Raw genomic sequence first — 18,437 nt, 5'->3', positions numbered from 1 at the left:
AGCATAATTTTTCCGGCTCAATTGTGTGGTTCTTGTTATGGGTAAGCCTTCTATCGTGGTCGATTTCGGCCTGTTAAAAACCAACCGGCATTTTCGTGCCATTTTTGTTGCGCGAATGATGTCCGTTTTCGCGTTGGGTATATTATTGGTGGCCGTTCCGGTCCAGATTCACGAGCTCACCGGCTCCACCGTGCAAGTGGGTATCGCCATGGCAATGGACGGGGTCGGCATGTTTGTCGGTTTGATGTGCGGGGGGGTGCTGGCGGATCGCTTTGATCGTCGCAAATTGATTTTATTGGCCCGCTTTTTATGTGGTGCCGGGTTTTTGGTGCTGGCCCTGAATAGTTTTATTTCCGAGCCATCGGTGTTGGCGCTGTATATCGTTTCTGTATGGGACGGTTTCTTTGGCGCCATGGGGATCACTGCGTTGATGGCAGCGATCCCCACTATTGTTGGCCGTGAAAATTTACCTGCAGCGGGCGCGCTCAGCATGTTGACCGTGCGCTTTGGTGCGGTGGTGGCACCGGCTATAGGCGGCGTTATCATCGCTGCGCAGGGCGTGAGTTGGAATTACCTGTTGGCCGGCATCGGCACGGTCGCAACCTTGATACCGCTGGTGCGATTGCCGCAACTGAATCCTCAGGGGGGTGAACCGGATCATCCGCTGCGTTCCCTGGCGGAAGGCTTTCAATTTTTGTTTCAGAATAAAGTGGTGGGCGCGGTCATTGTGATCGGAACTTTGCAAGCGCTACTGGCTGCCATCCGTGTACTGTTTCCGTCCCTGGCGGAAGAGGGCTACGGTGGCGGTGCGTTTGAAGTGGGATTAATGTTTTCGGCCGTGCCTTTGGGGGCCATGGTCGGAGCGTTTACCAGCGGCTGGGTCGGCGGATTGCGGCGTCCGGGTTTAATGATGATGGGGAGTGTGATTGTGTCAGCTTTGGCGGTTGCCTCACTGGGTATGATTCATCATTTATACGCTGGTTTGGCCGCGCTGGTGGTGATCGGTTATTTCGGTTCGATTGCCTCGTTGCTGCAATTCACACTGGTTCAGGGGCATACACCGGATCGCTTGCTGGGCCGCGTGAATAGCTTGTGGAATGCTCAAGACGTGACAGGTGATGCGGCGGGCGCCATGGGTATTGGTGTGCTGGCGCGTTTGTTAACGCCTTTAGTGGCGGTCTTTTCTTTCGGAGTGGGGGCTGCTGCCTTGGGGGTGCTGTTCAGTATTGGCTTTGGTTCGCTTCGGCGATTGCAACAGGAGCCGTTTCAACCGGGTCAGCATTCCGATTCAGAGTCAGGCCCGGCAACGGAGAGCAGCCCCGTGGCGGAGGCTGTGAGCTAGGCAATGGATTTATTGAAGTTGGCTGAATTGTTTTTCCAGGCGCGTTAACAAATGGCTGGCGCTGTAATAATCCAGGCGGAATGTGTCCAGCCCCAGTGCGTAAAGTTGGTTTTGCTGCACCGGAGGCAGATGATTTAAAAAGGGGTTGGTTTTGATTTGCTCAACGCTGCGCTGATCAGCGGAAAATAGCATCAAGCTTTGTCCTTGTAGTGCATCCGCAAACTTTTCACCTGAAACCTGGACGATGTCTTTGCGGATGCCCTGGCTCAATTCTCCTTTCACCGTTTCCGGAATAATGGCCAGTTCAAATCCCAGTTGTGTGAGTAATTTGCCTTGCGCGGATTGTCCAGTCCAAACATTGGCGCCGGAACCGTCTTCGTAATAGGTGATCGCGGTCACCGGTTGCGGGGGCAGCGTGATGGATTGTTTAACTTGCTGCACCTGATCCGAGAATTGTTGAATCGCATGCCGGGCGTTCTTTTCATGCCCGGTCGCCGCGCCCAGTATTTCGGCGACTTGCTGCCAGCTTTTATCATCGTAATTTACCACCAGGGTGGGGGCGATTTGCTTTAGTTGGGGCACAATTTTCAGAGCCGAATCACCACCGGTAGCTGTCACAATGATCAAGTCCGGCGCTACCGATGCAATGATTTCCGCATCGGCTTCGCCATGATACAGCGGCTGTACGTTGCGCTGGTTCGCGATGTCAGACCATTGAGTAAAAAAACCGTCTTTGTTTGTCACGGTCGTATTGGGTTGGCTGGCGCCGGAAGCGATCACGGGTGCGTTGATTGCCAATAGGACTCCGGTCACGCTAACGCTGGTGGACACAATGCGCTTGGGTTGCGCAGCCAGTGTGATTTTTTCATCGGCGCTGCCTATGGTTCTGGGCCAGCCTGTGTCGTGGTGATCACCTTGGGGTCCGGTGCTGTTTATTGTCGCTTTATTTGCGTCTGAATCAGGCGTGTACGCTTGTTCCGTTGTGTTATCACAGGCCGATAAAGTAGTGATTAACAGCAAACAACCGATTAAACGTACGAAAGGATTGGCAGTGAATTTCATGGGGTTGAGTGCATCCTGATCAAGTTAAAAAGTATTTTGGGTTTCATCCTAAATTCATTTGACTCTTGTTATATTAAGTTCTATCTTTCCAGCAAATAATAATCGTTATCATTTAGATTTGCAAAGGGAGGTGCTCGAATGAACGCCGGAAACAACGTGTTATGCGACCCCTATCAAGCAAGTCCTTCGGTTGACCCCCGGCGGCCGTCTGATTTTATATTTATGTCGACCCATCAGAGTATCAGGGCCAGCGGCATTTTCGACAAAATCACAACCCCCGCAGTAGACGGGCATTTATCGGGTGGTGTATTTCAGACCTCGGTAAATAACACCCTGCAGCGTGCCAAACAATCCGGAATCGAAAAGCCGGTTATCATCGGCGCCATTCCTTTCGACGTAACGCAGCCCTCCTGTTTGTTCGTGCCCAGGCAGTACGAATACTTCGAGCGTTCAGCAGCGGCGGCCACGGATGATGCGATACATCCACGGTTACAGATAAAAAGTCAGCGCAGTATTCCGGAAGAAGGCCGCTTTAAGCAAGGTGTTAAACAGGCCATTGCCAATTTTCAATTGAGTGATATTCGCAAAGCCGTGTTGTCCCGGGTGCTGGAGCTTGAATTGACCAGTCAGGTGGATGTCGAACGTATTTTTGATTTACTGGTGGCGCAAAACCCGGCGGGTTTTAATTTTCGTCTGCCCTTGAATGACGGTTCTGAATTAATTGGTGCGAGCCCGGAGTTGTTAATCCGCAAAGCCGGTGAACAGCTATTTTCAAATCCGCTGGCAGGCTCAGCGAAGCGACAAGCGGACCCGCTGGATGATCGCTTAGCCAGTGAGTTATTGATGTGCTCTGGTAAGGATGCTCATGAGCACCGGTTAGTGATCGACGAAATTCAACGGGCGCTATTGCCGTATTGTCTGGAACTTGATGTGCCGGTACGGCCGTCGTTGCTCAGTACGCCTGCGATGTGGCATTTGTCCACCTTCATTCAAGGGCAGTTGGCGTCGGCAGAGACCACTGCGTTGCAGCTTGCCTGCAGCGTCCATCCGACACCGGCAGTATGTGGTTATCCCACCTCGCTAGCGCGTAAGTTAATTAATCTGGTTGAACCGTTTGAAAGGGGATTGTTCACCGGAATGGTGGGCTGGTGTGATGATCAGGGCAATGGTGAGTGGGTAGTCACCATCCGTTGCGGAACGGTGAAAGACAGCACGATTTCGTTGTTTGCCGGAGCCGGAATTGTGGAAGAATCCTGCCCGGAATCCGAGTGGCGCGAAACCCAGGCCAAACTGCAAACCATGTTGCGGGCTTTGGATATTACACAGGAGGCAGAAGCGTAATGGATCTGAGTCATACTCCCTGGCCAAAGGAATTGGCCGACCGGTATCGCGCTTTGGGATACTGGGCTGATGTGCCGCTCACCGACATCCTGACGCAGCAGGTTGCAGCAAGGCCGGATGCGGTTGCGCTGATTTGTCTTGAGCGGAAATTTACCTACCGTCAGCTTGATGTTTTGTCCGGTCAGTTAGCACAGGCTCTGAAGCAGCGTGGATTACAGCCCGGCGATACCGCCTTGGTGCAGTTGCCCAATATTGCCGAGTTCTATATCGTTTTTTTTGCGCTATTGAAAATCGGGATAACGGCGGTTAACGCGTTGTACAGTCACCAGCGCCTTGAGTTGAGGGCCTATGCGAAACAGCTCAAACCGAAGTTGCTAATCGGCGATTCCGCTCACTGCCTTTTTAGTGATGCGCGTTTTTTCTCTGAACTTCAATCTGAAAACCATCAGCTTGATACGGTGGTGATGTGTGGGCAATCGGACTTTGCGGAAAACCTGGATGCCATGCTACAGGAACAATGCCTGTCTGAAGAGGCGCACACCTACGCTGACCAGGTGGCCTTTTTTCAGTTATCCGGTGGTAGTACGGGTACACCCAAATTAATTCCGCGCACGCACAACGACTATTACTACAGTGTTCGTCGCAGTGCCGAACTCTGCCGGCTTTCGGCGCAAACCCGTTTCTTATGTGCCTTACCAGCAGCACATAATTTTCCGCTTAGCTCACCCGGCGCGTTGGGTGTGTTCTATTGCGGAGGCACGGTTGTGTTGGCACCCGGCCCGGAGGCGCCAATCTGTTTTTCGTTAATAGAACAACATCAAATTACGATGACGGCATTGGTGCCTGCGGCTGTTTCTATTTGGCTGCAGGCAGCAGAGCATCGCCGTAGCCAGCTAAGCTCTTTGCGGTTGCTACAGGTTGGCGGTGCCAGCTTTCCGCACAGTATTGCACGCAGGGTGCGGGCCGAACTCGGATGTGAATTGCAACAGGTATTTGGTATGGCAGAAGGCCTGGTGAACTACACCCGCCTTGATGACGGCGCTGAAAAAGTGCTTGGCACCCAGGGCAAGCCCATGTGCGAACACGACGAAGTCCGGGTGGTTGATTCACAGGGTCAGGATGTTGCCCCCGGCTCAACCGGCATGTTGATCACGCGTGGTCCATACACCGTGCGGGGCTATTATCGGGCTCCCCATCATAATCGTAATGCGTTCGATGAAAACGGGTTCTATTTCACCGGCGACTTGGTGCAGCTGGATGACGATGGCTATATCCGTGTAGTCGGGCGGGTCAAAGATCAGATAAACCGCGGTGGTGAAAAAATTGCAGCGGAGGAGATAGAAGCGTTGCTGGTCCAGAACGAATTTGTTAGCCAGGCTGCGCTGATAGCAATACCCGATGAAATAATGGGTGAAAAAAGCTGTGCTTGTGTGGTTGTGCATGGTGATGTTCGAGCCGTGACGTTGCGTAAATTCCTGCGTGAAAAAGGCATTGCCGAATACAAATTACCAGATCGTTTCCGGTTTCTGGATAAATTGCCACTCACCGCGGTAGGCAAAATCGACAAGCGCACTCTTCGTCTTATGGTTGATTCTCCAATTAAGGTATTGTCATGACTATTCCTGCTATCACTTCCTATTCGTTACCAGAACCCTCGGCATTGCCGGTCAATCGGGTAGACTGGCAATGCGATCCTGCTAAAGCCGTTTTGTTGATCCACGACATGCAAAACTATTTTGTTAATTACTATGGTCAGAGTAATTCCCTGATATCCACGCTGCAAGACAACATCGTTGCAATCCGAGACTGGGCGGATCAATGGGCAATACCGGTCGTTTATACAGCCCAACCGGAAGATCAGAGCGCGGAGGACCGCGCGCTTTTGACCGATATGTGGGGGCCGGGGTTGCAGTCAACTGAGCCGACCGCTAAAGACATTATTTCCGCATTGCAACCACGAGTAGATGATACGGTGCTGGTTAAATGGCGATACAGTGCGTTCCAGCGATCACCGATGCGGGACCTGATGACGGAGTGGCGTCGCGATCAACTAATCATAGTGGGTATCTATGCGCACATCGGTTGCATGATGACAGCCTGCGATGCTTTTATGCGAGATATTAAGCCCTTTCTGGTGGCGGACGCCGTGGCGGATTTTAGCGCCCAGGATCACCAAATGGCTCTGGATTATGTGGCTAACCGTTGCGGCAAAGTCATTGCAACTGCTGATCTTCTAAACAATGTAAAACCGCAAATAACCTTTGACTGGTTGCGGTCACAGTTACTCGAATGCATTGATGAAGACGAAGCCTTTTTTGATGCCGATGAAAACCTGGTGGATTACGGTTTGGATTCAGTCCAGGTCATGACCATGATCGAAAAGTGGGATCGTATGGGTTTGGTAGTCAAAGTAGATGACCTGCTGAAAGAACCCACCCTGAACGGGTGGTGGCGAGCGATAGAAAAGATGCGAAGTTAATAATGGATTTTTCAGGTAAAACCGTTTGGGTAACCGGAGCAGGTCAGGGCATCGGCTTTGAAACCGCATTGCGGTTTCAAAAAGCCGGCGCACACGTGATCGGGATAGACCGTGCCTTTGGCAACCCGGAATACCCCTTCCTAACCGTGGAAATGGATCTGTCCGATCCCCATCAGATTGAATCGGTGTGTGCCCGACTGACGGCGCAATTGACCACTGATGGTGTGGCACTGGATGCGTTGGTGAACGCCGCCGGGCTATTGCGTTTAGGTTCTTTGCAAACGTTGACCATGGACGATTGGCATGCCTGTATGAACGTTAACGCTGGTGGTGTGTTTTGTTTGTTAAAACAACTGGCGCCTTTATTTGTGCAGCAAAAGCGGGGTGCGATTGTGAATGTGGCGTCGAATGCTGCGCGCGTGCCGCGCATGCAAATGGCCGCCTATTGCGCCTCCAAAGCAGCGCTGGTGAGCCTGAGTCATTGCGTCGGGCTGGAGCTGGCGCAATACGGTATTCGTTGCAATCTGGTGTCGCCGGGATCCACGGATACTCCCATGCTACGTGGTATGCTGAAAGACGACGCCGCTTTACACAACACCATCGCAGGCCTGCCTGAACAATTCAAACTCGGTATACCGCTGCAAAAAATTGCCAATGTGCAGGATATTGCTAACACCATTTTGTTTTTGGCTTCTGATCTGGCTGGTCATATCACCCTTCAGGATATTGTCGTTGATGGCGGGGCGACTCTGTCCGCGTAATCGAATATTTCGAAATCAAAACGGATTTTTCATGTTTAGGTTATTTTTAATTGTATTTTACTCCGTATCTGTTATCGGACTGACGGGTTGTAGCGAATCGGACGAGAGTGATCCGGAGAGCATTGTTCCGGCTGTGGCCGGTGAGGCCGAGGAACCGGTTGCGGCGGAAGTGGCCGTGGTGGTGGTAGATGCACAAAAGCATGTTTCGAAAAAGACATTGTCCGGACGCACATCCGCTTACCGAATGTCAGAAGTACGCCCTCAGGTAACCGGGATAGTAAAGAAGCGGCTATTCGAAGAAGGGACGTTAGTTGAGGCAGGTGAGGCATTATACCAGATTGACTCCGACCAGTATCAGGCCAGGGTCGAACAGGCCGTGGCCGATGTCGCCTTGGCAAAGGCCAGTTTAGTCAGCCTAAAAAGTAATATGCAGCGTTATCAACAACTGATTCATACCAAGGGCATCAGCGAGCAGGACTTTGAAACAGCACAAGCAGAATACCGGCAGGGTTTGGCGCGTTTGCAGTCCAGTCAGGCGCTATTAAAATCCGCACAGATTGATTTGCAACGTACCCGGATAACGGCACCTATTTCCGGCCGTATCGGTCGCTCCAATGTAACCGAAGGCGCGCTTGTCTCCATCGCCCAGGAAGCACCGTTAGCCACAATTCAACAACTCGATCCGATTTTTGTGGATATAGTGCAATCGAGTCAGCAGTTAATCCATCTTAAGCGTCGTATGGCTAGTGGTGGTTTAAAGCCGGCAGGAACCACGGTCACCCTGACGCTGGAAGATGGGTTAGGCTATGAACATTCGGGCAACATGCAATTTACGGAAGTGAATGTAGATGCCCGGACGGGTGCTGTGACGCTGCGGGCCCAATTCCCTAACCCGGACCGCATGCTGTTACCGGGTATGTACGTGCGGGCAGAGGTGCAGCAAGGTTCGCAGGAAAACGTAATATTGATTCCGCAACAGGCTGTGATTCACAACGAGAAGGGTGAACCTGTGGCGTGGGTGGTGAACGACGACAATAAAGTACAGGAACGGGTGCTGGAGTTAATCGGCAGCGAATCCGGCCAATGGATCGTAAGCAATGGGCTGGCTGCCGGAGAAAGGTTAATTGTGGAAGGGTTGCAGCGGGTTCATCCGGGGGCCGCGGTCGTGACGGTGGATTGGAAACAGAACCCGGCGGTGAACAAAAAAGCCCTGGATCTGACTGCGATAACGGAGTAAACCCGCCATGATGTCAGCGTTTTTTGTGGATCGCCCGGTATTTGCCTGGGTAATGGCCATTGTTATTATGCTCGCTGGATTGTTGGCGATTCGTCTGCTTCCGATTTCCCAATACCCGGATATTGCTCCGCCTGCGGTTATTATCTCCACCAGTTATCCAGGGGCGTCTGCGCAAGTAGTGGAGAACAGTGTCACCCAGATTCTGGAACAGGAATTAAAAGGCCTGGATGACCTCATGTATTTCAGTTCCACCAGCAGTGCCTCCGGGCAGGCTGAAGTCATGCTGACCTTTCAACACGGAACCGATATAGATAAAGCTCAGGTTCAGGTGCAGAACAGTGTCAACCAGGTCGCCAACCGGTTACCGCAGATTGTTCAGTTGAACGGTATAACCGTTTCAAAAACGTTAAGCAGTTTTCTGATGATCGCAGTATTTTACGACGATACTGCACGCCGCAGTGATACCGATATTTCCGATTGGCTTTCCAATAGTATTCAGGATTCAATCAGTCGCATAGACGGCGTCGGCAGGGTTAATAATTTTGGTTCACCCTACGCCATGCGTATCTGGCTGAATCCGCACAAACTGAATAGTTATGGACTGAATCCGGCGGATGTTATAGACGCCATTGAAACGCAGAACACCGAAGTACCGGTGGGGGAGTTGGGTGCCCGTCCCTCCGCTGATGAGCAACGTTTGAATGTCACAGTGACGGCGTTGTCACGTCTGAAAACACCGGAACAATTCCGCGATATTGTTATTACAAGCCGAGAGGACGGCGCCATTGTTCGCCTGGCTGATGTGGCTCGGGTGGAGCTGGGGGACGAGAGCTATAGCAGTACTTCGCGATTAAACGGCAAGCCCGCTTCCGGGCTCGCGGTGATGTTGGCTCCGGGGGCGAACGCGCTGGATACTGCCGCCGCGGTGAAGCAGCGAATTGAGCAAATGCGAGCGTCGTTTCCCAGCGGGATAAAGGTTGTATATCCGGAGGATTCCACTCGTTTTGTAAAGCTGTCCATCCAATCCGTAATTCAGACCCTGCTCGAGGCGGTGGTGTTGGTCGTGCTGGTGATGTTTCTTTTTCTGAAAAACTGGCGCGCGACGCTGATTCCGGCTATCACCGTGCCCGTTGTTTTATTGGGTACCCTCGCGGTGCTGGCGGCGCTCGGTTATTCCATCAACACCTTAACCTTGTTCGGCATGGTATTGGCGATCGGGTTGTTGGTGGATGACGCCATTGTGGTGGTGGAAAATGTGGAACGTAATATGGTGCAGAACGGTCTGGATGCCCGTGATGCGACGCTGTTGTCGATGAAGGAAATCAGTAGCGCATTGATCGGGATTGCGTTGGTTTTAGGCGCAGTTTTCTTGCCGATGGCCTTTTTTCCCGGATCAGTTGGTGTGATATACCGGCAATTCTCTGTCACCCTGGTGACGGCAATGGGGCTGTCTGTGGTGGTTGCCCTGAGCCTGACACCGGCACTAACGGCGTTATTGCTGAAGCCCGGTCAGCGGCACAATAGTCCGTCCGCTGGCGATGCTGCCACCTGCCCTCGGGGTCAGCGTTATCAAAGTATCCTGCATCACATATTAAAGCGTCCACTGCGATTCGGTGTCATTTATGGTGTGTTGGCGGTGGCGGTATTGTGGGGATATCAGCGCCTGCCCACCGCGTTTTTTCCGCAAGATGATCAGGGAACGGTGATGGTGCAATTCATGTTGCCCAGCGGAGCCACCTACGCCAGAACCGCCCAGGTGGTCGAAAAAATTGAACAGTATTTCATGGAAGAAGAGGCCGGCAATATGGATGCCATCTACACCTTGTCCGGTTTCAGTTTCAATGGTTCAGGGCAGAATGCCGGTATGGCGTTTGTGGCGTTAAAGGATTGGTCGCTGCGGGAAGGAGAAGAGAACAGCGCGTCGGCCATAGCCAATCGGGCCACAGCGGCACTGGGCGGCATTCGGGAAGCCGATATATTCAGCAATATCCTGCCGCCCATCGAAGGTTTGGGAAACACCAATGGATTTGAATTCTGGTTGCAGGATACCGGAGTGTTAGGGCATGACAAGCTGGTCGAAGCCAGTTTGCGGCTAGCCGATCAGGCGGGTCAAAGTGATGCGGTCCTGTTTGCACATCCCAACGGTACGGAGAAAAAACCACAAATGCGGATCAACATCGATCAGGTGAAAGCGTCGGCCCTGGGGTTAAATCTGTCAGATGTGAATAGCACACTGAGCACGGCATGGGGCGGGTTGTATGTGAACGACTTTGTGCATCATGGCCGGGTCAAAAAAGTATTTGTGCAGGCGGATGCCGAGTTTCGTGCCGCACCGGAGGATTTGGATTATTGGTTTGTTCGTGGCGGTGAAAATTCGATGACCTCGTTTTCATCATTTGCGGATATTCAGTGGGAAGCAGAATCACCCCAGCTATTCCGGTTTAACGGATTTCCGGCCATCCAGTTATTCGGCGACGCGGCTCCCGCGGTCAGTTCCGGTGACGCCATGGCAGAAATGGAGCGGCTTGCGGGCACAATGCCCGACACGGGTTTTGAATGGAGTGGTTTGTCGTATCAGGATAAGTTGTCCCGAGGGCAAGCGCCGATGTTATACGCGGTGTCTATCCTATTTGTTTTTCTGTGTTTGGCTGCACTCTACGAAAGCTGGATTATACCGCTGGCCGTGCTGATGGTTATTCCGTTGGGCATCCTGGGTGCCGTATTGGCAGTGAGTCTGCGCGGTATTCATAATGATATTTATTTTCAGGTCGGTGTGCTGACTACCATCGGGCTATCAGCAAAAAACGCGATTTTAATTGTCGAGTTTGCCCAGGCCGCTGTGCGTTCCGGAAGCACACCGGCTATCGCGGTGATCGAGGGCGCGCGTCAGCGTGTACGCCCAATACTCATGACATCGCTGGCTTTCGGTGCCGGTGTGTTGCCCTTGGCAATCGCTTCCGGTCCGGGCTCAGCCGGGCAGAATGCCATCGGTATCAGCGTCTTGGGCGGGGTGATATCGGCCACCCTATTGGCCCTATTCTTCGTGCCATTGTTCTATTGGATTTTGTATACCATCCGGAATCGTTTCACGAGAAGCAGCGTTGCCAACGAGCGCGCTTCTGTACCCGATTTAGCCTAAACAGTTTGGAACACTGTCATAAATCCTTCACATCAGGGCAGGGGTCAATTCGGCAGCCAAACTAATCCGGTGTTTCGGTAATATTTCGCGGAATAACGTCCATCTTAAGGGGTTAGGTGTATTTGCCCTTCCCATTTAGGTGGCTCTATGATTATTATCTGTACCTCTTTTTATACCGGCACTCATTGGTGCCGAACTCAAGGGGAAGCCTAATGGCCTATATCACTATTGAAGGTGAGAAATACGAGAAAGAACTCATTGATCTTGCGAAGCAGCTTATATCGGGTAGAGGGGATGGTCGAATTTCTCAGGACGAAGTGTCGCAGTTGATTACATCGGCAAAGGATGGCGTCGAAGTCACGGACACCGAGAAGAAAACCCTGCAGTATATCCGGGGTAATTTCAAATTCACGGATGCAGCAGCCAGCGAATTTGACGCTGAGGTTGCGAAATTATAAATCGGTTCCAACTACTATCGAGGATGTTTTTATGAGCTTATTAAGCACGGCGGCTGAAATTTTTCAAAACAAGATGGGTTCGCAGACCAACGGACTGGACACCGGTAGCATTATTTCTGCATTGCAAGGCCTTCTGCCTACCAATGGTGGCGAATTGGACATTGCCGGTTTGATCGCAACGTTTTCCCAGCAGGGCGGTTTACAGGATATGGTGAAATCCTGGATGGGCAGCGGTGGCAATGACAATATTTCAGCGGATCAGATTCTGAAAGTGCTGGGCGATGCCAATGTCGGAGAATTCGCCAGCAAACTGGGCCTAGGAAAAGAAAGTGCGGCCAGCGGTTTGTCTGATATGATTCCCCAGTTGGTGGATCAGTTTGGCGGAGGGAATCTGGGTGACAGCGTTATGAACGTGGCCAAAGGTTTTTTCAAATAGACGAGATCTAAAGTCATTGCTGTAAGGAATTGCCGGTTTAATACAGGGCATTAATTCAAATCATGAAAGACACTGTATCCGTTTCCGGTTATCGTTTCATTCCCTACAAAATGCACGATCTGATTGAAATGTGCATCCAGGAAAGTAAACTGGGTGCACAACATGATCAGTTTCGTCAGTTATTTACCATTCTTGTTAGCGTTTTCCATTTTGAGTTTCATGAGAAGCTCAGCGCTTTAAAGAAAGCCTATGCCCCTTTCGATCCCGATGCGGATACCCGATCAGTGCCGGGATTGCAGCAAGCCACGCCGGATCGCTTTATCCAAACGTTGCAGCAATTATTAGAAAAAGCGAATTACGAACAGATTACGGAGAGTGATCTAAACCACGCGTTGACTCAGCACTCATTATTCAAAGTGCAGTTAAAAGTCGACTTTTCCGATTTTTCGGAAGTGTTACTGTTTTGCCGGGGGCAATCCACCAAGCGTGAGCAGGTGAAGCAGTGGCTGGGATTAAGATCAAAAACAATTGATTTTTTAAATTACGAACGGGTAGTGGTGTATCTTCGCACCAAGGCCGATTTTGATCCGGAAAAAAGCGGTTGGACGGATGGCAAACCTGATGCAATGCTGTTGCGTTTGTTCCAAAACGTGCCCCGGTCCGATATCGAAATGTTATTCCCCAACACCCATGTACAGATGCGCACCATAGACAAGTTGTTAATCGGTATACCCGCCGTCATTAGCGGCGGCATCGTGTTGACGACCAAATTGGGAGCGACGCTGTTATTGCTGGGTTCGTTAATCGGTTTCTGGATTGGCCTGAGTGCCGAACCGGTAGAGTTAAATAAAGCGTCGATGACCGTGTTATTCGCCGGTGTCGGGGCGCTGGCGGGTTATCTCTGGAAACAATTTAATAGTTTTAAGAATCGCAAATTGCGCTTCATGCAAATGCTGACCAAAAACCTCTATTTCAAAAACCTGGATAATAATGCGGGCGTCTTTCATCGGTTAGTAGACGATGCGGAAGAAGAGGAAGGCAAGGAAGCGCTGCTCGCTTATTATATTTTGTTAACGAGTGGAGCTGCCCTGACACAAGCCGAGCTTGATGCCAGAGTAGAGGATTGGATGCTGAGCAAGTGGGATTGCGTCATCAATTTTGAAATTGACGATGCACTTCATAAGCTGCTTCGGTTTGGCCTGGTTTACGATGATCAGGGCTGCTTTCGCGCGGTATCCATCGACGAGGCCGTTTCCCGGCTGGATCAACGCTGGGATGCGTATTTTAGCCCTAGCGTCTGATTACCTTATATTAATTCTTATCACACACGCATTTTTTCAAAAGCCCGTACAGCGTCAGTAGCTCGGCTTCTGTTAGTTTCGCAAAGACCATCGCTTCCGATTCTTCCATCAGGGTTAATCCCCGGGTCATCACCTCTGCGCCTGCTTCTGTCAATGCCAAATGTACACGACGGTGATCGTCCGGATTCGGGCTTCGGGATATAAATCCCCGTTGCTCCAGTTCACGAACCCGGCGCGTGATATAGGCCTTATCGATGTCGTTCTTCAGAGCCAGATCTTGCGGACTCATACCCGGGTTTAGCTCCAGTTGTTCCATAAAGTGGGCATCCCGCGGATGGATTGGCAGTTTAGTTGCCGTGTATTTCTTTTGCGTATTACGCTTTAACTGCATGAACGTTGTGCGTATCGCCCGTGATAAGGCTCGTTGATTCATCTGCTGTGTCCGTCGTCGTGGTGATTTACCGGGGTGTCATTATTAGTTGGTATAAAAAAACCTAATTCAATATTTTAAATACTAGTTGATTTGGTCAACTATATAAATATATGATTGACCTTGTCAACTAAATCCCAAGAGTTCAGTAGGAGGGCCTAATGGTCTTGTTTTGTCGTCGTCTTTACGGGTTCTATGCACTCGCTTTTTCAGCCCTGATGCTAACTGGCTGCGGTCAGGAAACTAACCCCAAAGAAATGCCTCCGGTGAAAGTCGGGGTGGTCACGTTAAAAGCTGAAGTCTATGAAAACACAATGGAATTGCCTGGCCGGACTTCGGCCTACCGTACCGCTGAAGTACGCCCCCAGGTGGGCGGCATCATTCTCGAGCGTCTGTTTGAGGAAGGCAGTCTGGTGGAGGCCAACCAATCGCTCTATCAAATCGATTCTGCCACCTATGAAGCGGCATTAAAGAGTGCAAAAGCGACCCTGGCTTTAGCGGAATCAAAAGAGAAACGATACAAGGATTTGGTTGAAAATCAAGCCGTTAGTAAGCTCGAATACGAACAGGCCAACGCCGCGCTGTTGGAGGCGCAGGCCAAATACGATATGGCTAAGATTGACCTGGAATACACCAAGGTTCGGGCACCGATTTCCGGTCGGATAGGCCGGTCCCGGGTCAGTGAGGGGGCTCTGGTCAGCGTTAATCAGGCTGCCGAGCTGGCGACGATCAAACAGCTTGATCCGATCTATGTGGATGTAACCCAGCCGGTTCGGCAACTGCTGAAGTCGCGCCGGGCTCACGAGCAGGGGCGTCTGCAAAAAGTCAGTGACGGTTCTGCCAAGGTGCAACTGACATTGGAAGAGGGCACAGAGTACCCGTTAACCGGCGCGCTCAAGTTCAACGAAGTGAACGTCGATGAAGGTACTGCTTCTGTTACCTTGCGCGCCATTTTCCCCAATCCCGATGAAAACCTGCTGCCGGGGCTGTTTGTGCATGCCCGTTTGGTGGGAGGGGTGGACAATGATGCCATTTTGGCACCGCAGCAGGGTATCACGCGTAATTTCAGGGGCGATCCGGTGGCGTACGTCGTAAATGCCGATAACCAGGTGGAACAGCGCGATCTGGACGCCGTTCAGACCGTGGGCAATCGCTGGTTAATCAATAGCGGGTTGCAAGCGGGAGACCAGTTGATCACCGAGGGCTTGCAGCACATCAAACCCGGTATGCAGGTGGAAGTGCAGGCCGCTGCCAATGTCACCTTAACTAAGACCTCTCTGGAGTAGTCCCCATGTCGAGATTTTTTATAGACCGGCCGATCTTCGCCTGGGTGATTGCCATTACGGTGATGTTGGCGGGAACTCTGGCCATTATCAAATTACCCATTAATCAATATCCCAGTATTGCGGCTCCTGCGGTCGGTATTAGCGTGAGCTATCCCGGAGCCTCACCGCAAACCGTTCAGGACACGGTGGTGCAGGTCATTGAACAACAAATGAATGGCATCGACAATCTGCGTTACATCAGCTCGGAAAGTAACTCCGACGGCAGTATGTCGATTACCGTGACTTTCGAGCAAGGTACCGATCCGGATATTGCTCAAGTGCAGGTGCAAAATAAACTGCAGCTGGCAACTCCCTTGCTGCCACAGGAAGTGCAACAACAGGGTATTCGTGTTACCAAAGCCGTGCGTAACTTTTTGATGGTGGTGGCGTTGGTGTCAACCGACGGCAGCATGAACAAAAACGATCTGGCCAATTATCTGGTGGCGAATATTCAGGACCCGATATCCCGTACTAAGGGCGTCGGGGATTTTCAGGTATTTGGTTCCCAGTATGCCATGCGTATCTGGCTTGATCCGGCCAAGCTGCTCAGTTTTCAATTAACACCAACGGATGTAGCCAACGCGATCAAAGCTCAGAACGTGCAGGTGTCTTCCGGTCAACTGGGCGGATTGCCGGCCGTGAGTGATCAGCAATTGAATGCCACTATCATCGGTAAAACCCGGTTACAGAGCCCCGAAGAATTCCGTAAGATTTTGCTCAAGGTGGATACCAACGGCGCTCAGGTTCGCCTTTCCGATGTGGCGAAAGTGGAATTGGGGGGTGAAAGTTATCAGATCGATGCGCAGTTTAATGGCAATCCTGCTTCGGGTCTGGCGGTTAAGCTGGCCACTGGTTCGAATGCGTTGGAAACCGCCCAGGCGGTCCGCAATACCATCGCCGATCTGGAGCCGTTTTTTCCGCCTGGTGTAAAGGTAGTGTATCCCTACGATACGACCCCGGTTATATCCGCTTCTATTGAAGGCGTGGTGCATACCCTGATCGAGGCGGTGGTGTTGGTATTCCTGGTCATGTATTTGTTTTTACAAAATTTCCGGGCCACTTTAATTCCCACGCTGGCGGTACCGGTCGTGTTGCTGGGCACGTTCGGCGTGCTGGCGGCATTTGGTTTTACGATTAATACACTGACCATGTTTGCCATGGTGCTGGCTATCGGCTTGCTGGTGGACGATGCCATTGTGGTAGTGGAAAACGTGGAGCGGGTGATGACCGAAGAAGGTTTGTCGCCGTTGCAAGCCACCCGTAAATCCATGGTCCAGATTCAAGGTGCTCTGGTGGGTATTGCGTTGGTGTTATCGGCCGTGTTTGTACCGATGGCGTTCTTCGGTGGTTCTACCGGGGTTATATACCGGCAGTTTGCGATCACGATTGTGTCTGCGATGGCGTTGTCTGTATTGGTCGCTTTGATTTTTACGCCCGCTTTGTGCGCCACCATTCTGAAGCCGATTAAAGCCGGTGAACACCACGCTAAACGAGGCTTTTTCGGCTGGTTTAACCGCACATTTGAGCGCGGTGTTAGCCGCTACGAAGGCGGAGTCAGCGCCATGTTGCGGCATAAAGTGCCTTACCTGGTGGTGTATCTGGTGATAGTGGGATTAATGGCGTGGATGTTTACCCGCATACCCACCGCGTTTTTACCGGATGAAGATCAGGGTGTGTTATTTGCCCAGGTGCAAACACCAGTCGGTTCCACTGCCGGCCGCACCCAGGCCATGGTGGATGATATGCGCCGGTATTTGCTGGACGAAGAAAAAGACGCGGTACAGTCGATATTTACGGTAACGGGCTTTAATTTTTCAGGTCGCGGCCAGAGTGCCGGGATGGCGTTTATTATGCTGAAGCCCTGGGAAGAGCGTGCCAGTGAAGAATTGGGGGTCGCCGCGCTAGCGGACCGCGCCCAGCAACGCTTTGATCAATTCCGTGATGCCATGGCGTTTGCGTTCGCGCCACCCGCGGTAATGGAGTTGGGGCGTGCCACCGGGTTTAACTTTTATCTGCAGGATCGTGCCGGACTGGGCCATCTGGCCTTAACGGAAGCGCGGGATCAGTTTCTGGAATTAGCAGAGAAAGATCCGGTGATCGAAAAGCCGCGTTCAAACGGTTTGCCCGATCAACCCCAATTCCAGTTGTTAATCGATGATGAGAAAGTGCGGGCGATGGGAGTGAACCTGGCGGATGTGAACGAAATGGTGAGTACCGCCTGGGCGTCTCGTTATGTAAACGATTTTATTGATCAGGGACGGGTGAAGAAAGTGTATCTGCAGGCACAGGCCGATGCCCGTATGAATCCGGAAGATTTAGCAAAATGGTACATTCGCAATGACGCCGGTCAAATGGTGCCGATGTCGGCCTTTGCCAGTGGTGAGTGGGTTTACGGACCGGCAAAATTAACCCGCTATAACGGCGTGGAAGCGATCGAAATTCAAGGTGCACCGGCTGCGGGTTACAGTTCTGGCGATGCGATGGAGGCCGTAGAACGGATTATGGAGCAATTGCCACCGGGGATCGGTCACTCCTGGACTGGTTTGTCTTATGAAGAACGCTTATCCGGTTCCCAGGCACCTGCCTTATATGCGCTTTCGCTCTTGGTGGTGTTTTTATGCCTGGCGGCACTTTATGAAAGCTGGTCCATTCCGTTCTCCGTCATGTTGGTGGTGCCTATGGGGGTGATCGGTGCATTGTTATTCACGTATATGCGTGGTTTGTCCAATGATGTGTTCTTTCAGGTGGGCTTGTTAACCACCGTCGGGCTGACCGCCAAGAACGCCATTCTGATTGTGGAATTTGCCAAAAGTCTGGTGGATCAGGGGCAACCGGTGGTGAGTGCTGCGGTGCAGGCGTGTCGCATGCGCTTGCGTCCGATCATTATGACTTCATTGGCGTTTGTTCTGGGTGTGGTGCCATTAGCCATAGCGAGTGGCGCCAGCTCCGGCAGTCAGCACGCTATCGGTACCGGCGTTATTGGCGGCATGATCAGTGGCACCGTACTGGCGGTGTTCGCGGTACCACTATTTTTTGTTTTGATTACCCATTTCAGTTTAAAACTGCGTAAGAATAAAGAAACGGAGCAAGCTCCGGATGCAGAGGTTTCAGTATGAGGTTGTCCAA

At 51.7% G+C, this 18,437-nt stretch carries 14 protein-coding genes; 12 read left to right on the top strand and 2 right to left on the bottom strand.

The features are described from left to right. The first annotated feature begins 37 nt into the window (after window positions 1-37). Entirely contained in the window at window positions 38-1,342 is a 1,305-nt protein-coding gene (gene entS / locus FT643_RS05310) for an enterobactin transporter EntS (RefSeq protein ID WP_156869934.1), read from the top strand. Window positions 1,343-1,351: 9 nt separating this feature from the next. On the opposite strand, the gene fepB is transcribed toward entS, so the two are convergent. Beyond that, entirely contained in the window at window positions 1,352-2,404 is a 1,053-nt protein-coding gene (gene fepB / locus FT643_RS05305) for a Fe2+-enterobactin ABC transporter substrate-binding protein (RefSeq protein ID WP_156869932.1), read from the bottom strand. Between the two features lie 138 nt (window positions 2,405-2,542). Here fepB and FT643_RS05300 point away from each other — a divergent pair, with 138 nt between their 5' ends. From FT643_RS05300 to FT643_RS05260, 9 genes are all read left to right on the top strand, one after another. Further along, the gene (locus FT643_RS05300) at window positions 2,543-3,745 is read left to right on the top strand and encodes an isochorismate synthase (RefSeq protein WP_156869930.1); all 1,203 of its coding nucleotides are present in this window, start codon (window positions 2,543-2,545) and stop codon (window positions 3,743-3,745) included. Continuing rightward, a complete protein-coding gene (locus FT643_RS05295; RefSeq protein WP_156869928.1) occupies window positions 3,745-5,361 on the top strand; it encodes a (2,3-dihydroxybenzoyl)adenylate synthase in 1,617 nt (538 codons plus the stop codon). The genes FT643_RS05300 and FT643_RS05295 overlap by 1 nt, the downstream gene beginning before the upstream one ends. Beyond that, entirely contained in the window at window positions 5,358-6,224 is an 867-nt protein-coding gene (locus FT643_RS05290; RefSeq protein WP_156869926.1) for an isochorismatase, read from the top strand. The genes FT643_RS05295 and FT643_RS05290 overlap by 4 nt, the downstream gene beginning before the upstream one ends. A gap of 2 nt (window positions 6,225-6,226) precedes the next feature. Then, the gene (gene dhbA, locus FT643_RS05285; RefSeq protein WP_156869924.1) at window positions 6,227-6,985 is read left to right on the top strand and encodes a 2,3-dihydro-2,3-dihydroxybenzoate dehydrogenase; all 759 of its coding nucleotides are present in this window, start codon (window positions 6,227-6,229) and stop codon (window positions 6,983-6,985) included. 31 nt (window positions 6,986-7,016) lie between these two features. Further along, entirely contained in the window at window positions 7,017-8,222 is a 1,206-nt protein-coding gene (locus FT643_RS05280) for an efflux RND transporter periplasmic adaptor subunit (RefSeq protein WP_198043336.1), read from the top strand. 10 nt (window positions 8,223-8,232) lie between these two features. Beyond that, complete coding sequence (locus tag FT643_RS05275; RefSeq protein ID WP_198043374.1) at window positions 8,233-11,361, top strand: multidrug efflux RND transporter permease subunit; 3,129 nt, start codon at window positions 8,233-8,235, stop codon at window positions 11,359-11,361. Window positions 11,362-11,573: 212 nt separating this feature from the next. Then, window positions 11,574-11,819: a hypothetical protein gene (locus FT643_RS05270; protein WP_156869918.1), complete on the top strand. Its 246-nt coding sequence runs from the start codon at window positions 11,574-11,576 to the stop codon at window positions 11,817-11,819. Between the two features lie 31 nt (window positions 11,820-11,850). Then, window positions 11,851-12,255 (top strand): YidB family protein, encoded by a 405-nt coding sequence (locus FT643_RS05265; protein ID WP_156869916.1) that lies wholly within the window; start codon window positions 11,851-11,853, stop codon window positions 12,253-12,255. Between the two features lie 62 nt (window positions 12,256-12,317). Beyond that, window positions 12,318-13,556, top strand: a complete 1,239-nt coding sequence (locus tag FT643_RS05260; protein ID WP_156869914.1) for a TMEM143 family protein — start codon at window positions 12,318-12,320, stop codon at window positions 13,554-13,556. 10 nt (window positions 13,557-13,566) lie between these two features. Here the strand turns inward: FT643_RS05260 and FT643_RS05255 are convergent, their stop codons facing one another. Then, window positions 13,567-13,989: a MarR family winged helix-turn-helix transcriptional regulator gene (locus FT643_RS05255; protein WP_156869912.1), complete on the bottom strand. Its 423-nt coding sequence runs from the start codon at window positions 13,987-13,989 to the stop codon at window positions 13,567-13,569. 158 nt (window positions 13,990-14,147) lie between these two features. Here FT643_RS05255 and FT643_RS05250 point away from each other — a divergent pair, with 158 nt between their 5' ends. Beyond that, window positions 14,148-15,272: an efflux RND transporter periplasmic adaptor subunit gene (locus FT643_RS05250; protein WP_156869910.1), complete on the top strand. Its 1,125-nt coding sequence runs from the start codon at window positions 14,148-14,150 to the stop codon at window positions 15,270-15,272. A gap of 5 nt (window positions 15,273-15,277) precedes the next feature. Next, complete coding sequence (locus FT643_RS05245) at window positions 15,278-18,427, top strand: efflux RND transporter permease subunit (RefSeq protein WP_156869908.1); 3,150 nt, start codon at window positions 15,278-15,280, stop codon at window positions 18,425-18,427. Window positions 18,428-18,437 lie beyond the last annotated feature (10 nt).

This window comes from Ketobacter sp. MCCC 1A13808 (assembly GCF_009746715.1).
Classification (GTDB): domain Bacteria; phylum Pseudomonadota; class Gammaproteobacteria; order Pseudomonadales; family Ketobacteraceae; genus Ketobacter.
Note: the sequence above shows the minus strand (reverse complement) of the source record. Positions and strands in the feature narration are given on the sequence as shown.

Coding starts and splice junctions, on each gene's coding strand:
- entS (WP_156869934.1), top strand. CDS start 38: ATGGGTAAGCCTTCTATCGTGGTCGATTTCGGCCTGTTAAAAACCAAC.
- fepB (WP_156869932.1), bottom strand. CDS start 2,404: ATGAAATTCACTGCCAATCCTTTCGTACGTTTAATCGGTTGTTTGCTG.
- FT643_RS05300 (WP_156869930.1), top strand. CDS start 2,543: ATGAACGCCGGAAACAACGTGTTATGCGACCCCTATCAAGCAAGTCCT.
- FT643_RS05295 (WP_156869928.1), top strand. CDS start 3,745: ATGGATCTGAGTCATACTCCCTGGCCAAAGGAATTGGCCGACCGGTAT.
- FT643_RS05290 (WP_156869926.1), top strand. CDS start 5,358: ATGACTATTCCTGCTATCACTTCCTATTCGTTACCAGAACCCTCGGCA.
- dhbA (WP_156869924.1), top strand. CDS start 6,227: ATGGATTTTTCAGGTAAAACCGTTTGGGTAACCGGAGCAGGTCAGGGC.
- FT643_RS05280 (WP_198043336.1), top strand. CDS start 7,017: ATGTTTAGGTTATTTTTAATTGTATTTTACTCCGTATCTGTTATCGGA.
- FT643_RS05275 (WP_198043374.1), top strand. CDS start 8,233: ATGTCAGCGTTTTTTGTGGATCGCCCGGTATTTGCCTGGGTAATGGCC.
- FT643_RS05270 (WP_156869918.1), top strand. CDS start 11,574: ATGGCCTATATCACTATTGAAGGTGAGAAATACGAGAAAGAACTCATT.
- FT643_RS05265 (WP_156869916.1), top strand. CDS start 11,851: ATGAGCTTATTAAGCACGGCGGCTGAAATTTTTCAAAACAAGATGGGT.
- FT643_RS05260 (WP_156869914.1), top strand. CDS start 12,318: ATGAAAGACACTGTATCCGTTTCCGGTTATCGTTTCATTCCCTACAAA.
- FT643_RS05255 (WP_156869912.1), bottom strand. CDS start 13,989: ATGAATCAACGAGCCTTATCACGGGCGATACGCACAACGTTCATGCAG.
- FT643_RS05250 (WP_156869910.1), top strand. CDS start 14,148: ATGGTCTTGTTTTGTCGTCGTCTTTACGGGTTCTATGCACTCGCTTTT.
- FT643_RS05245 (WP_156869908.1), top strand. CDS start 15,278: ATGTCGAGATTTTTTATAGACCGGCCGATCTTCGCCTGGGTGATTGCC.